The organism is Pseudonocardia sp. N23, assembly GCF_002583555.1.
Taxonomy (GTDB): domain Bacteria; phylum Actinomycetota; class Actinomycetes; order Mycobacteriales; family Pseudonocardiaceae; genus Pseudonocardia.
In genome coordinates, this window is the sequence record NZ_BEGX01000077.1 from 140114 (window position 1) to 152724 (window position 12611).

Consider the following 12611-nt stretch of genomic DNA (forward strand, 5'->3'; position numbering starts at 1 on the left):
CAAAGGCCGGTCCCGGGCAGCGCGAATCGGGCCGGCGCAGGTTCCCGTCCTGCGGGAATCCGTCCGCAGGAATTCTCATTCGACCGTCCCCGCAGGTGAGACGGTGGATCCGGGACGGGCCGCGGTCGTAGGCTCCGCGTCGGTCCGGACCCGCCGCGTCCCGCGTGGCACCGGCCGCCCAGGCGAGGAGGCCCGTTGCGCGATCGTCCCGTGCTGCCGCGGTTGCGTGAGCGCTCGCCCGTGCACGGCCTGCGCCGCCGGGGCCTCGCTCCGCTGGAGGTGTTCGCGCAGTCGGTGTCGGGTGCCGCGCCGTCGGCCGCGATGGCGGCGACCCCGGCGATCGTCGCGGTGTCGGCGGGCGGCGGGACGGTGTGGTCGTTCGCGGTGGCGACGGGCCTCGCGCTGCTCGTCGCGAGCTGCATCGCCCGGTTCACCCGGCGGATGGCCGCGACCGGTGGGCTCTACAGCCTCACGGCCAAGGGCCTCAACCCCGGCGCCGCCTTCGCCAGCGGGGCGGCGCTGCTCGTCGGCTACGGGATGCTCGCCGCGGCGGCGCTCACCGGCGGCGCGACGTACCTCCAGGCGCTCGTCGCCCGGCTCGGGGGGTCGGTGTCGGTGCTGGTGCCGGTGGGTGCGGTCGTGGTCGTCGGGCTCGGCGCGGGCGCGCTGGCGCTGCGCGGCGTGCGGCTGTCGGCGCGGGTGGTGCTGCTCGTCGAGCTCGTGTCGATCACGTTGATGCTCGCGATCTTCGGGCTGCTGCTCGCCGCCCCACCCGCCGGACCCGAGCTGCCGCAACCGGATCCCGGTCTCGGCGGTGTCATCGCCGGCGTGCTGCCTGCGCTCGCGGCGTTCATCGGATTCGAGATCGCGACGGCACTCGGCTCCGAGGCACGCCGTCCGTTCCGCACGGTGCCCCGTGCCGTGACGTGGACGGCCGCCGTGTCGGGCCTGCTGTGCGTGTTCGCGGCGCAGACCCAGGTCGTCGGGTTCGCGTCCGTGCCGGGTGGGCTCGCCGCGCAGGACGCCCCGGTGCCGACCCTCGCCGCGGCCGGTGGCTGGCCCTGGCTCACCCCGCTGCTCGACCTCGGCCTCACGATGTCGTTCTTCGCCTGCGCGCTCGCGACCACGAACGCGCTGGCCCGGATCCTGTTCTCGCTCGCCCGCGACGGCGTCGCCCCGCGCGCCTTCGGCCGCACGCATCCCCGGTTCGCGACGCCGCACGTCGCGATCGCCGTCGTCGTGCCGGTGCTCGTCGTCGGGCTCGCGACGTGCATGGTGGCCGGGGTCGCGCTGGGGCCGCTGCTGGTGTTCCTGCTGACCGTCGCCACGGGCGGTTTCCTCGTCGCCTACCTGCTGGTGTGCCTGGCCGCACCGGTGTTCCTGCGCCGCATCGGGGAGCTGACCTGGCCCGCCGTGGCCGCGACCTCGATCATCGTCCCGATCCTGCTCGCCGCGCTCGTCGCGTACGTCGTCGCCTCCGGCGGGACGCCGGTCGTCGCCGCGCTCGCCGCGCTCGCCGGTGCGGCCGTCACCTGGTTCGTGTGGGCGCGGGTGCGCAGACCCCGCGAGGTCGCGGCGATCGGCGTCTACGACGAGACCGTCGCCGCCGATGTCCTCGGCGACCCGGGCCGGGCCGCGTGACCACGCCGCGGGACCCGCTCCCGCTCTCGGGCCGCCAGCCCCGCGCCGTCCGCAGCGCGCTCGCCGTCCTCGAGGAGGTCGTCGCCGCCGGACCCGGCGTCACCGCCAAGGAGATCTCCGCCGCGCTCAAGATGCCGCAGGCCACCACCTACCGGCTGCTCAACCTGCTGGTGGGGGAGGAGTACCTGGTCCGGCTGCCCGACCTGAAGGGGTTCGCGCTCGGCCGTCGCGCCGCCCGCCTGGCCGTCCCGGTGACGACGACCCCGCCGACGGCGGCCCGCGGCGTCGTCGACCATCTGCGCGGCCTCGTCCGCTGGGGGGTGCACCTCGCCGCGTTCGGGTCCGGGCAGGTGACGCTCGTCGACCCGGATCCGGACCATCCGCCCAGCGACGCCGCGCTGCTCGCCCGCTACCCGCAGGTCTCCGCGCTCGGCAGGCTGCTGCTCGCCGACCAGCCCGAGTGGCGCGCCCTCGTCCGTGAGCTGCGGGTGTTCACCGAGCACACGGTGTCGTCGACGAGCGAGCTCGCCGTCCGCATCGACGAGGTCGCCCACGACGGCATCGCCCGGCAGTGCGGCGAGCTGCGCGCCGACCGGGGTTGCCTCGCCGTGCCCGTGCGGGCTCCGGGCGACGGGCGGCTCGTCGCCGGGCTGGCGTTGTCGGGCCCGGCGAGCCGGGTGGCCGACCCGAACACCGAGCTCGTCGCGCTGCTGCGCGAGCACGCCGACCGCCTCGGCCCGCTGCTGGCGTGAGCCCACGGCTGGTCCGCCGAGCCCGGCGTCGGGACCGCGGGGCCTGCGGGGGCAGCCTCACGTCGAACTCGGCGCGCCCCCTGCCACTCGTATCGTGGGGAGTGAACCCAGAGCGTGGGAGCGCTCCGCCGCGCACCACGTGGCCTCGGCGATACGATGCGCAGCGTCACACGGGTTCGAATGACGACCGTGCCGGATCGGACGGCCCGCCGCCACCGCAGGCGTCCCGCTCCGTGGGCGTGGATCGCAGGCCCGTGGGCGTGGATCGCAGGCCCGTGGCGCGGAACGCAGGCGAGGACGTGGGTGAGCGCGTGAACGAGAACGTGGTCGACGGGACGGCCGAGGCGGGGGACGGCGACGAGCCCGCCGAAGGGCGGGCGGGGGAGAGCCGGGGCGCCGCCGCACCGTTGCTGGTGCTGCGCAAGATCGTCCAGATCCTCGACGCGTTCTCCATCGAGTCCTCCGAGCTCGGGCTGCAGCAGATCACCCGCGCCACCGGGCTGCCCGCCAGCACCTGTCAGCGGCTGGTGCGCAACATGGTCGCCGAGGGCTTCCTCGACCGGGTCGACGACCGCTACCGGATCGGCATGGGTCTCGTGCAGCGGGCCGCGCCCGGCACCTTCGGGCTCGACCTCGTCGCCCTGTCGCGGCCGGTGCTGCAGGCGCTGCGCGACGAGACCGGTGAGACGGCCTGCCTCTACGTGCGCAGCGGTCCGTACCGGACCATCGTGGCCCTCGCGGAGTCGCGCCACCCGGTGATGCGGCTGTTCGTCGTCGGCATGGTGATGCCGCTGCACGCCGGGTCGGCGGGCAAGGTGCTCATGGCCTGGGATCCGACCGCGCGCAAGGAGGCCGTCGGGCACGGGCTGGGCCGTTTCACCGACCACACGGTCGTCGACATCGACGTCCTCACCGCTCAGCTCGCCGACGTCCGCGACGCCGGGTTCGCTGCGAGCTTCGAGGAGCGCGACGCGGGCGCGGCGTCGATCAGTGCGCCGGTGTTCGGGCTGTCCGGCGAACTGGTGGCGGCGCTGGGGATCGGCGCACCGCTGCAGCGGCTCAACCCGGTCGACGTCGACCGGCTGGCCCCGGTCGTCGTCGACGCCGCCGCCGATGCGTCGCGGCGGCTGGGCTACCGCGCCGACCTCCACGCCGCGGTCGAGCGCACGGGCTGAGCCTGCGCGCTCGCGAGGCGGGGGGCGCTGTCCGCCTCCGTTCGACGATGCCGGCCCGGCCCGACCGGCCGGCGTGCCCTGCCCCGGGCTCGGTCCGCGCCGGACCGGCCCTCGCGGTCCGCGTCGTGGGATGTCCCGGGCCCGGTGTGCGACCGCCCGCGGGCGGTCGCCGGCCGGCGTGTTCGTCGCACCGGTGGGCCGGTGCCGGCCGCCCCCGCGGTCGATCCTGGTGTTCGGCTTCCCCTGAACCGGTCGGTCGTCGTGAGGTGCCTCCCGTTGCCCGGGCCAGGATTGTCGGACAGTCTGACAAGGCCGACCACGGCGGGCAGGCATGACGACGAGGAGGTCGACGTGGAGATCGTCAGGGGGCGGGCCCCGGAGGGCACCCCGACGCAGGTACGGGCCGACACGTTCACCGGGACGGTCTGGGGCGACCCGGTGCTGCCGGCCACCGACGGCACGACGATCGGGTCGGTGACCTTCACCCCGGGCGCGCGGACGTTCTGGCACAGCCACACCGACGGGCAGCTGCTCGTCGTCACGGCTGGGCTGGGATGGGTGTGCACCGAGGGCGGCGCGCCGGAGGTCGTGCGCGCGGGTGACGTCGTCTGGGTGCCGCCGGGCGAGCAGCACTGGCACGGCGGCACCACCGAGACGATCATGACCCATCTCGCGGTGTCGCTGGGCCCGACGGTCTGGGCCGACGAGGTGGCCCAGCACGACTACCTGTCCCGGGAGGGATCGTGAGCGAGTTCGGACCGGGCAGTACCCATTGGGACGCAGGGCTCGCCGTGCGCCGCGACGTCGTCGGTGACGCGCACGTCGACCGGTCGATGGCGGCGGTGAGCGAGTTCTCCCGGCCTATCCAGGAGTTCGTGACCGGCGCGCTGTGGGGCGGGGTGTGGACCCGCGAGGGACTCGACCGGCGCACCCGCAGCCTGCTGACGATCGTCATGCTCACGGCGCTGAACCGGAACCACGAGCTGTCGGTGCACGTCCGCGGCGCGGTGCGCAACGGCTGCACCCACGAGGAGATCCAGGAAGCACTGTTGCAGACGGTCGCGTACTGCGGGGCGCCGGCGGCGCTGGAGGCGTTCCGGGTCGCGGAGAAGACACTCGGCGAGCTGTCCGACGACGACGTCGCGGCGGGGGACACGGCCCGGGAGAATCAGTGACCGGGCCGGCGCTGCCGTCCGTCGTCGGGTTCGTCGGCCTCGGACGCATGGGCGACCCGATGGCCCGTCACGTCGCTGCGGGCGGGGTCGCGGTCCGCGCGTTCGACGCCGACCCCGCGGCGCTGCGCCGCCTCGACGGTGTGGTGACGTCCGTCGGGTCGGTCGCCGAGGCGGCCGAGGGGATGCCGGTGGTGATCCTGATGCTGCCGGACTCCGACGTCGTCGACGCGGTCGTCGGCGACGGCCTGCTCGATGCGCTGGAGCCGGGCGCGGTGCTGGTGGACATGAGCTCGTCGGAGCCGCTGCGCACCCGGGAGCTGGCCGGACGTGTCGCCGACGCGGGTGCCGAGCTGGTGGACGCTCCCGTCTCGGGCGGGGTCCGCGGCGCCGAGGCGGCGACGCTCGCGATCATGGTCGGCGGTGACGAGGTCACCGCGCGGCGGTTGGGTCCGCTGCTCGCGTCGATGGGCCGGCCGCGCCGGGTCGGCGACGTCGGCGCGGGCCACGCGCTCAAGGCGCTCAACAACCTCATGTCGGCGGCCAACCTGCTGGCCGCGTCGGAGGCGCTGCTCGCGGGTCAGCGGTTCGGACTCGACCCCGCGGTGATGCTCGAGGTCGTCAACGGGGCGAGCGGGCGCAGCAACGGCACGGAGACGAAGTGGCCCGACCACGTGCTGCCGGGCACCTTCGGGTCCGGGTTCACCGCCGGCCTGATGGCCAAGGACGTCCGGATCGCGCTCGGCCTGATCGAGGCCACCGGGATCCGGGGCGGGGTGGCGGGCGAGGTCGTCGACCGTTGGCGGGCCGCGGTCGAGCTGCTCGGCCCGGCCGCCGATCACACCGAGATCGTCCGCTACCTGCAGCGGACGAGCGGGGAGTAGGACCGCTCAGACCGCCCGGCGCACCCGCTCGGCGGCGTCCTCGGCGAGCGTGAGTCGGGTCAGCTTCCCGGTCCCGGTGCGCGGCAAGGCATCCACCACGACGACCTCCCACGGCACCTTGTACCCGGCGATCGACGCCCGGCAGTGCTCACGCAGCTCCTGGCCGGTGGTGTGGGAGCCGGGCACCAGCGTCGCGAAGGCGACGACGACCTCCCCGCGGCCCGGGTGCGGAGCCCCGACGACCGCGACCTCGGCGACCGCGGGATGCCCGGACAGGAACCCCTCCACCTCGGCGGGCGCGACGTTGATGCCGTTGGTCTTGATCATGTCGGTGAGGCGGGCGCCGAACTCGACCCAGCCGTCGTCGCGGATCCTCAGCCGGTCGCCGGTGCGGTACCAGCCGTCGGCGGTGAGGGCCTTGGCGTTGTTGTCGGCGGTCTCGGCGTCGTCGCCGAGGTAGCCGCGCATGACCCGGCCGTGGACCTGCAGCTCCCCGAACTCGCCGACGCCCAGCACGGTCCCGGCGTCGTCGACGACGCGCAGCTCGTTGCCGGGCAGCGCCGGGCCCTGCGCCGTGAGCCGCATCTCCAGCGGGGCGTCGTGCGGGGTGACGCAGCAGTTCCCGTAGGTCTCGGTGGAGCCGTAGATGTTGCAGATGCCGGGGATGTCGAGGTCGTCGACGATGCGGCGCAGCTCGTCGGGCCGCCCGATCGAGAGGCCGGTGCGCAGCGTGGTGACGGCGCGGACCTGCTCGGCGACGCCGGCGAGCGCGTCGGCGAGGGTGGGGAGCAGGTAGGCGGCGGTGCAGCGGTGCTCGGCGAGCATCGCGGCGGTCGCGGCCGGCTCGAACTGGTCCTGCACCACCAGGCAGGCGCCGTGGGAGAACGTGGCGGGCAACGCGTTGGCGGCCCCGAAGCTCCAGAACAGCGGGGAGCCGAGCCACACCCGGTCGTCGGCGGTCAGGCCCATGCGTTCGCCGATGTGGAATCCGTTGACGACGGTGTCGCGCTGGCGCAGCGGCACGGCCTTGGGGTGGCGCGTCGAGCCGGAGGTGTACAGGACGAATGCGGTGTCGCCGGGTTGCGCGGCGCAGACGTCGGCGGGCGCGACATCGGTGAGCCCGGACCAGCGGCGGGCCCCGCGGGGGACGTCGGTGCCGGGATCGCGGTCGAGGACGACGACCTCGCGCAGCGCCGGGAACTCCACCGACGTCCAGTCGCCGGGGTCGGTGTCCCACAGCTGAGGCAGCAGCTCGCGCAGGGCGCCGAGGAGGTCGCTGGAGCGTACGGCCGCGTCCATGACCAGGACGGGCGCGTCGCAGGTCGCGAGCAGGTGGCGCAGGTCCCAGGCCTTCACCCAGGTGTTGACGGCGTCGACCCGTGCCCCGGTGCGCATCGCGCCGAGCGTGGCGGCGAGCCATTCGGCGCTGTTGCCGGCGAGCAGCGCGACGGGTTCGCCCGGTCCGGCCCCGAGCCCGGCGAGTGCGGCGGCGGCACGGCGGGCGGCGTCGTCGAGCTCGGCGTAGGTCCAGGCCGTCGCGGCGCCGGGCCCGCCTGCGACGACGGCGGGCGCGTCCGGGGTCGCGGCGGCGAGGTCGGCGACGAGTGCGGGCAGCGTTGCCGAGGCGGGCGGGGTCCCGGGATCGGGCACGTGTCCTCCGATGGGATCGGGCATTCCGAGGGGATCGGGCACGAGGTCAGCCGGCGTCGGCCGTGGCGGCACCGGCCGGGTCGGCGAGTTCGGCCTCGATCGCCGTCGACGTGGCGTGCATGGCGTCGGTGACCTCGCCGAGGCGGCGTGCGGGCAGCGTCGTCCGCAGCGCGGAGACGTGGACGGCCGCGACGACGGTGCCGCCGGGGTCGCGGACGGCGGTCGCGAGGCCGACGACGCCGCGGATGCTCTCGCCGCGGCTGATGCTGACGCCGCGACTGCGGATGCCTGCGAGGTCGCGGTCGAGCTCGGCGGGGGAGGTGCGGGTCTGCGGGGTGAGGGCCGGGCGCGGTTTGCGGAGCATGGCGTCGGCGACCTCGGGCCGGTACGCGGCGAACAGCTTGCCGACGGCGGTGCTGTGCAGGTGCAGGCTGCGTCCGAGGGGGATGTCGAGGTTGACGTGCTGGCGCCCGGCGTGGCGCGACACGTAGACGATGCGGCTTCCCGTGGCGACGGCGAGGTAGGTGTCGAAGCCGGTGCGGTCGGCGAGCACGTCGAGGTGCGGTGCGGCGATGCGGCGGACGGCGACGCTGTCGAGCACGCCGATGGCGGTGCGGATGGCGCGCGGGCCGAGACCGTAGCGGCGCCCGGACAGGTGCAGGGTCTTGGCCTCGACCATGGCGCGCAACAGGTCGTGGGTGCTCGACAGGGGCAGGTCGAGTCGGGCGCTCAGCTCGGAGACGGTGCCCGGTCCGTGCGCGGCGAGGTGGTCGACGATGTCGAAGATGCGGCCGAGGCGCCGACTGTCCACGGTGTGCTCCCGCGTCCGGGGCGGCCCCGGGCAGGGATGGCGGCGCCGCCTTCTTCGCCGACCCGTGTCCGTTTTCCGGGATCCCGAAGGGTCGGTCCCGCCCGAAGGTAGGTCGCGGCGGGCTGTGCGGACAAGGCGCTTTCGCGTTCACGGAGGAACGTGACGAGGTCGCGACGTGGGCTCAGAATCCGGCGCGCGCGATGGTCCGGGACGGTGCCGGACGAGCGTCCGGACGGTCCTTGACGCACCCCGGGCCCGCCGCTAGCTTCTTTTCACATCCTCACGATGTCATTCAGGATGTGAAATTCCCGGCCCGCGGTCGTAGTTCTCGCGGCCGGTTGCTCGTCCCAGAACAGACGATCCTCGGTCCAACGGCGGAGCGTGATCCCTTGGTGACGACTCTCGTGCAGACGCTGGTGAGTGGAATCCTCGTCGGCGGCCTCTACGGGCTGTTCTCCAGCGGCCTGACCCTCATCTTCGGCATCACCCGTGTCATCAACTTCGCCCACGGCGACTTCGTGACGCTGGGGATGTACGGGGCGGTACTGCTGTTCGCGAGCGCGGGGCTCAGCCCGCTGATCGGGATCATCCCCGTCGCGATCATCTCGTTCGTGCTGGGTCTGATCGTCTACCGCGTCATCGTGCGGCGGACGCTCTCGGTGAAGGGCATCTCGGCCGTCGACGCCCAGCACGGTCAGCTGGTGCTCACGCTCGCGGTCTCGATCCTCATCTCCAACGTGCTGCTGATGATCTTCGGGCCGTCGCCGCAGGCCGTCCAGGGCGTGCTCCCGGCGGTCTACAACGTCTTCGGCGTCTACATCGCGCAGGCACGGCTGGTGTCGTTCGTGATCGCGCTCGTGGTGTTCGGGCTGCTCTACCTCGCGCTGCAACGGACCCTGTACGGCAAGGCGATCCGCGCGACGGTCGACGACCGCGACATGGCCTCGATGGTCGGTGTCGACCCGAACAAGGTCTACGCGGTGAGCTTCAGCGTCGGGATCATGCTCACCGGCATCGCGGGCTGCGTGCTCGCCACCTACTACCCGGTGACACCGACGACCGGGGCCGGCTTCCTGATCATCGCGTTCGTGACCGTCGTGATGGGCGGGCTGGGCAACGTCGTCGGCGCGTTCGTCGCGGGCCTGCTCGTCGGCATCATCCAGCAGGTCACGGCCATCTACGTCGCGGTCGACCTGCAGGACGTCGGGCTGTTCCTGGTCTTCGTGCTGGTGCTGGTGCTGCGACCACAGGGAATCCTGGCCGGACGGAGGGCCTCGGCATGAACCCCGTGACGCGCGTGCTGCGCTCGACCGGCGGCCTGGGGCTGGTGGTCCTCGTCCTGGTCGCGAGCCTGCCGCTGTGGTTCATCCAGACCAACTTCGTGCTCAGCGTCGCGACGCTCACGCTGATCTTCATGGCAGCCTCGCTGGGCTGGAACGTCATCAGCGGGTTCGGCGGCCAGATCTCTTTCGGGCACAGCATCTTCTTCGGGCTCGGCGCCTACACGACGGCGATCCTGCAGGTGCACTACCACCTCAACGCCTACCTGGGCGTGCTGGTGGGCGTCGTCGTCGCGGTCGCCCTCGCCGTCCTGCTCGGCGCGGTGACGCTGCGGCTGCGCGGCATCTACTTCTCGCTGGCGACGTTCGCGCTCACACTGGTGTTCGCGATCCTCACCGGGCACTACGAGGGATTCACCGGCGGCGAGGTCGGGCTGACGCTGCCGCTGCTCGGCGACGCGCCCGGCCAGTTCTCCTTCGAGAACAAGGTGACCTTCTACTGGATCGCGATGATCCTGGCCGCGCTCGCGTTCGTCGTGACCTGGCTGGTGCTGCGGTCGCGGCTGGGTCTGCAGCTGCGCGCGATCCAGGCGGACCAGGAGGCCGCGCAGGCGTCCGGGGTGCTGGTGTTCCGGGTCAAGCTCACCGGCCTGGTCATCAGTGCGGTGCCCGGGGCGGTGGCCGGTTCGGTCTACATGCAGTACATCGGGTTCATCGACCCCGACAGCGCGTTCGGCGCGACGCTCGCCACCCAGATCGCGGTCATCGCGTTCGTCGGCGGTGCGGGCAAGCTCTGGGGGCCGGTCGTCGGCGCGGTGATCCTGGTGCCCCTGCAGCAGCTGCTCAACTCGTCGCTCTCGGCGTACCCGGCCGGGTTCAACCTCGTCGTCTATGCCCTCGTCGTGCTCGTCATCCTCTGGATCGAGCCGCGCGGAATCATGTCGATGCGGATCGGGCGACGCCGCCCGCGGCCCCCGCGCAGCGCCGCGCCGCCGGGCGGGCCCGATCCTGAACCGGCGTCCCCCGATGCCGAGGCAGCCGTCCCCACCAGCCGGAACGGGGGCTGAGCCGTGACCGACACACTCCTGCGCGTCGAGGGACTGACCGTCCGCTTCGGAGGCCTCGTCGCCGTCAACGACGTCAACTTCACGGTCCACGAGGGCGAGCTGCTGGGCATCATCGGGCCCAACGGCGCGGGCAAGACGACCATGTTCAACGCCGTCGCCGGCGCGGTGCGGCCCACCTCGGGCACCATCCGGATCGGCGACGAGCTGGTCAGCGGCCGCCCGCCGGAACGCGTGGCGCGCCTCGGCATCGCGCGGACGTTCCAGTCGGTGCGGCTGTTCAAGGCGATGACGGTCGCGGAGAACGTGACGCTCTCGGCCAGCACGGTGTGCCCGTCGATGGCCGCGGCCCGGGCCCGCGCCGACGAGGTGGCCGAGCTCCTGGGGATGCAGGCGCTGCAGCCGATCCGGGTCGAGGAGCTGCCGCTGGCGGACCAGAAGCGGGTGGAGATCGCGAGAGCGCTCGCGCTGCGCCCCCGGCTGCTGCTGCTCGACGAGATGATGAGCGGGCTCAACCAGGCCGAGACCCGCGACATCATCGGGGTCATCAAGCAGCTCAACGGCGACGGCCTGACCACGATCGTCATCGAGCACGTGCTGCGGGTGATCATGGAGCTGAGCCACCGCGTCCTCGTCCTCGACCACGGCGTCCAGATCGCCGAGGGCCCACCGCGGGAGGTCATGGGCGACCCACGGGTCGTCGAGGCCTACCTCGGCCGCAGCGCTGCGAAGAACCTCGGGGAGCCGGCATGAGACTGCCCTGGACGCCGGCCGCGGCCGAGCGCGACAGCAGCGCGGCGGCGTTGCGCGTGCAGAACCTCTCGGTCGACTACGGCAACATCCGCGCGCTCGTCGACGTCTCGTTCGAGCTGTTGCCCGGCGAGTTCATGGGCGTGCTCGGCGCGAACGGTGCCGGCAAGTCGACGCTGCTCAAGGCGGTGTCGGGGCTCGTCCGCCCGGCGTCGGGGTCGATCCGGCTCGGCGAGACCGAGCTGGTCGGCGTCCCGGCACACCGGGTCCCGGCGACCGGGCTGGCGCACGTCCCCGAGCGGCGGCGGGTGTTCCCGTCACTGTCGGTGCAGGACAACCTCGCCCTCGGCGCGTACGCAACCCCGCCGGACCGCTCGCGCGCCGAGCTGCTCGACGAGGTGTTCACGCTGTTCCCGCGGCTGAAGGAGCGGGCGACGCAGCTGGCGGGGTCGCTGTCGGGCGGCGAGCAGCAGATGCTCGCGGTGGGCCGGGCGCTGATGCTGGCACCGCGGCTGCTCATGCTCGACGAGCCGTCGCTCGGGCTGGCACCGGTGATCGTCGAGGAGATGTTCGACCGGCTCGCCGCGATCCACCGTGAGCTCGGTGTGTCGGTCCTGCTGATCGAGCAGAACGCGACGCAGGCGCTGGAGGTCATCGAGCGAGCGATCGTGCTGACGACCGGTGAGGTCACCTTCACGGGGACTCGCGGGGAGCTCGAGGGCAGCGAGTACCTCCAGCGCGCCTACCTCGGGTTGTGACCCGTGCGGAGACGGCGGACGGCGGCGCCGGTGGCGGGCCCGGTCGGGGGACGGGCCCGCCACCACGGCTCAGGCCAGTGGCTTCTCCGGCAACGGGAACTTCTCCAGGTAGCCGGCGTACTCGGGCTCGACGTCGATCTGCAGCGTTCCGAGGATGCGGATCACCGCGTTGTAGAACGACGCCACGATCACGAGGTCGACGAGCCGTGCGCGACCGAGCCGGCCCTCCAGGGCCGACCAGGTCGCCGGGCTCATCGCGCGGTCCGCGGTGACCTCGCGGGCACCGGTGACCACGAGCGTCTCCAGCTCGCCGAGTGTGTGCTCCTCGCCGTTGCTGGCCTTGACCAGCTCGGCGACGTCGTCGTCGGTGACGCCGAAGTCGTGCCCGATCTTGACGTGGTGGCTCCACTCGTAGGGGCTCGCCGTCAGGTAGCCGACCTGCAGGATCGCCAGCTCCCGCAGGCGCGGGTCGAGCTCGCACCCGTGGCGGATCCACTGGCCGAGGACCTGGAAGTGGCGCAGCCCGTCGGGGCTGTTGGCGAGACCGCGGAACAGGTTGATCGGCCTGACGAGCAGCTCGCGATCGGTCTCGGCGAGGTCCGACTCGGACAGATAGGGCAACAGTGCCATCGTCGCTCCGTGTGGCGGTCCGGGGTGTCCGCGGGGGTGCTCCA

Annotated in this window: 13 protein-coding genes; 10 read left to right on the top strand and 3 right to left on the bottom strand. The window is 73.2% G+C overall.

The annotated features are described in order from the left end of the window. Nucleotides 1–195: 195 nt before the first annotated feature. The 6 genes from TOK_RS22275 (at nucleotide 196) to TOK_RS22300 (ending at nucleotide 5624) form a co-directional block, all read left to right on the top strand. Entirely contained in the window at nucleotides 196–1641 is a 1446-nt protein-coding gene (locus TOK_RS22275) for an APC family permease (protein WP_098959933.1), read from the top strand. Continuing rightward, the gene (locus TOK_RS34940) at nucleotides 1638–2393 is read left to right on the top strand and encodes an IclR family transcriptional regulator (protein WP_098959934.1); all 756 of its coding nucleotides are present in this window, start codon (nucleotides 1638–1640) and stop codon (nucleotides 2391–2393) included. The genes TOK_RS22275 and TOK_RS34940 overlap by 4 nt, the downstream gene beginning before the upstream one ends. Before the next feature lie 311 nt (nucleotides 2394–2704). Further along, entirely contained in the window at nucleotides 2705–3568 is an 864-nt protein-coding gene (locus TOK_RS22285; RefSeq protein ID WP_253258558.1) for an IclR family transcriptional regulator, read from the top strand. Between the two features lie 351 nt (nucleotides 3569–3919). Then, complete coding sequence (locus TOK_RS22290) at nucleotides 3920–4315, top strand: cupin domain-containing protein (protein WP_098959935.1); 396 nt, start codon at nucleotides 3920–3922, stop codon at nucleotides 4313–4315. Next, on the top strand, nucleotides 4312–4743 hold the full coding sequence (locus TOK_RS22295; RefSeq protein ID WP_374754921.1) for a carboxymuconolactone decarboxylase family protein: 432 nt from the start codon (nucleotides 4312–4314) through the stop codon (nucleotides 4741–4743). Before TOK_RS22290 ends, TOK_RS22295 begins: the two co-directional genes overlap by 4 nt. Next, nucleotides 4740–5624 (top strand): NAD(P)-dependent oxidoreductase, encoded by an 885-nt coding sequence (locus tag TOK_RS22300; protein WP_216362057.1) that lies wholly within the window; start codon nucleotides 4740–4742, stop codon nucleotides 5622–5624. The genes TOK_RS22295 and TOK_RS22300 overlap by 4 nt, the downstream gene beginning before the upstream one ends. A 6-nt stretch (nucleotides 5625–5630) precedes the next feature. On the opposite strand, the gene TOK_RS22305 is transcribed toward TOK_RS22300, so the two are convergent. Both TOK_RS22305 and TOK_RS22310 read right to left on the bottom strand, forming a co-directional pair. Beyond that, a complete protein-coding gene (locus TOK_RS22305; protein ID WP_253258559.1) occupies nucleotides 5631–7274 on the bottom strand; it encodes a class I adenylate-forming enzyme family protein in 1644 nt (547 codons plus the stop codon). A 46-nt stretch (nucleotides 7275–7320) separates the two neighbouring features. After that, nucleotides 7321–8085: an IclR family transcriptional regulator gene (locus TOK_RS22310; protein ID WP_098959937.1), complete on the bottom strand. Its 765-nt coding sequence runs from the start codon at nucleotides 8083–8085 to the stop codon at nucleotides 7321–7323. A 392-nt stretch (nucleotides 8086–8477) separates the two neighbouring features. Here TOK_RS22310 and TOK_RS22315 point away from each other — a divergent pair, with 392 nt between their 5' ends. From TOK_RS22315 to TOK_RS22330, 4 genes are read left to right on the top strand one after another with little or no spacing between them, the layout of a single operon-like run. After that, nucleotides 8478–9368 carry a branched-chain amino acid ABC transporter permease gene (locus TOK_RS22315; protein ID WP_172457705.1) on the top strand — a complete coding sequence of 297 codons (891 nt, stop codon included), beginning with the start codon at nucleotides 8478–8480 and terminating at the stop codon, nucleotides 9366–9368. Beyond that, nucleotides 9365–10432 carry a branched-chain amino acid ABC transporter permease gene (locus TOK_RS22320; RefSeq protein ID WP_098959939.1) on the top strand — a complete coding sequence of 356 codons (1068 nt, stop codon included), beginning with the start codon at nucleotides 9365–9367 and terminating at the stop codon, nucleotides 10430–10432. Before TOK_RS22315 ends, TOK_RS22320 begins: the two co-directional genes overlap by 4 nt. 3 nt (nucleotides 10433–10435) lie before the next feature. After that, nucleotides 10436–11182: an ABC transporter ATP-binding protein gene (locus tag TOK_RS22325; RefSeq protein WP_098959940.1), complete on the top strand. Its 747-nt coding sequence runs from the start codon at nucleotides 10436–10438 to the stop codon at nucleotides 11180–11182. Continuing rightward, nucleotides 11179–11937, top strand: coding sequence for an ABC transporter ATP-binding protein (locus tag TOK_RS22330; RefSeq protein WP_098959941.1), 759 nt, complete (start codon nucleotides 11179–11181; stop codon nucleotides 11935–11937). Before TOK_RS22325 ends, TOK_RS22330 begins: the two co-directional genes overlap by 4 nt. A 69-nt stretch (nucleotides 11938–12006) precedes the next feature. Here the strand turns inward: TOK_RS22330 and TOK_RS22335 are convergent, their stop codons facing one another. Continuing rightward, on the bottom strand, nucleotides 12007–12567 hold the full coding sequence (locus TOK_RS22335) for a carboxymuconolactone decarboxylase family protein (RefSeq protein ID WP_098959942.1): 561 nt from the start codon (nucleotides 12565–12567) through the stop codon (nucleotides 12007–12009). Nucleotides 12568–12611: the final 44 nt, after the last annotated feature.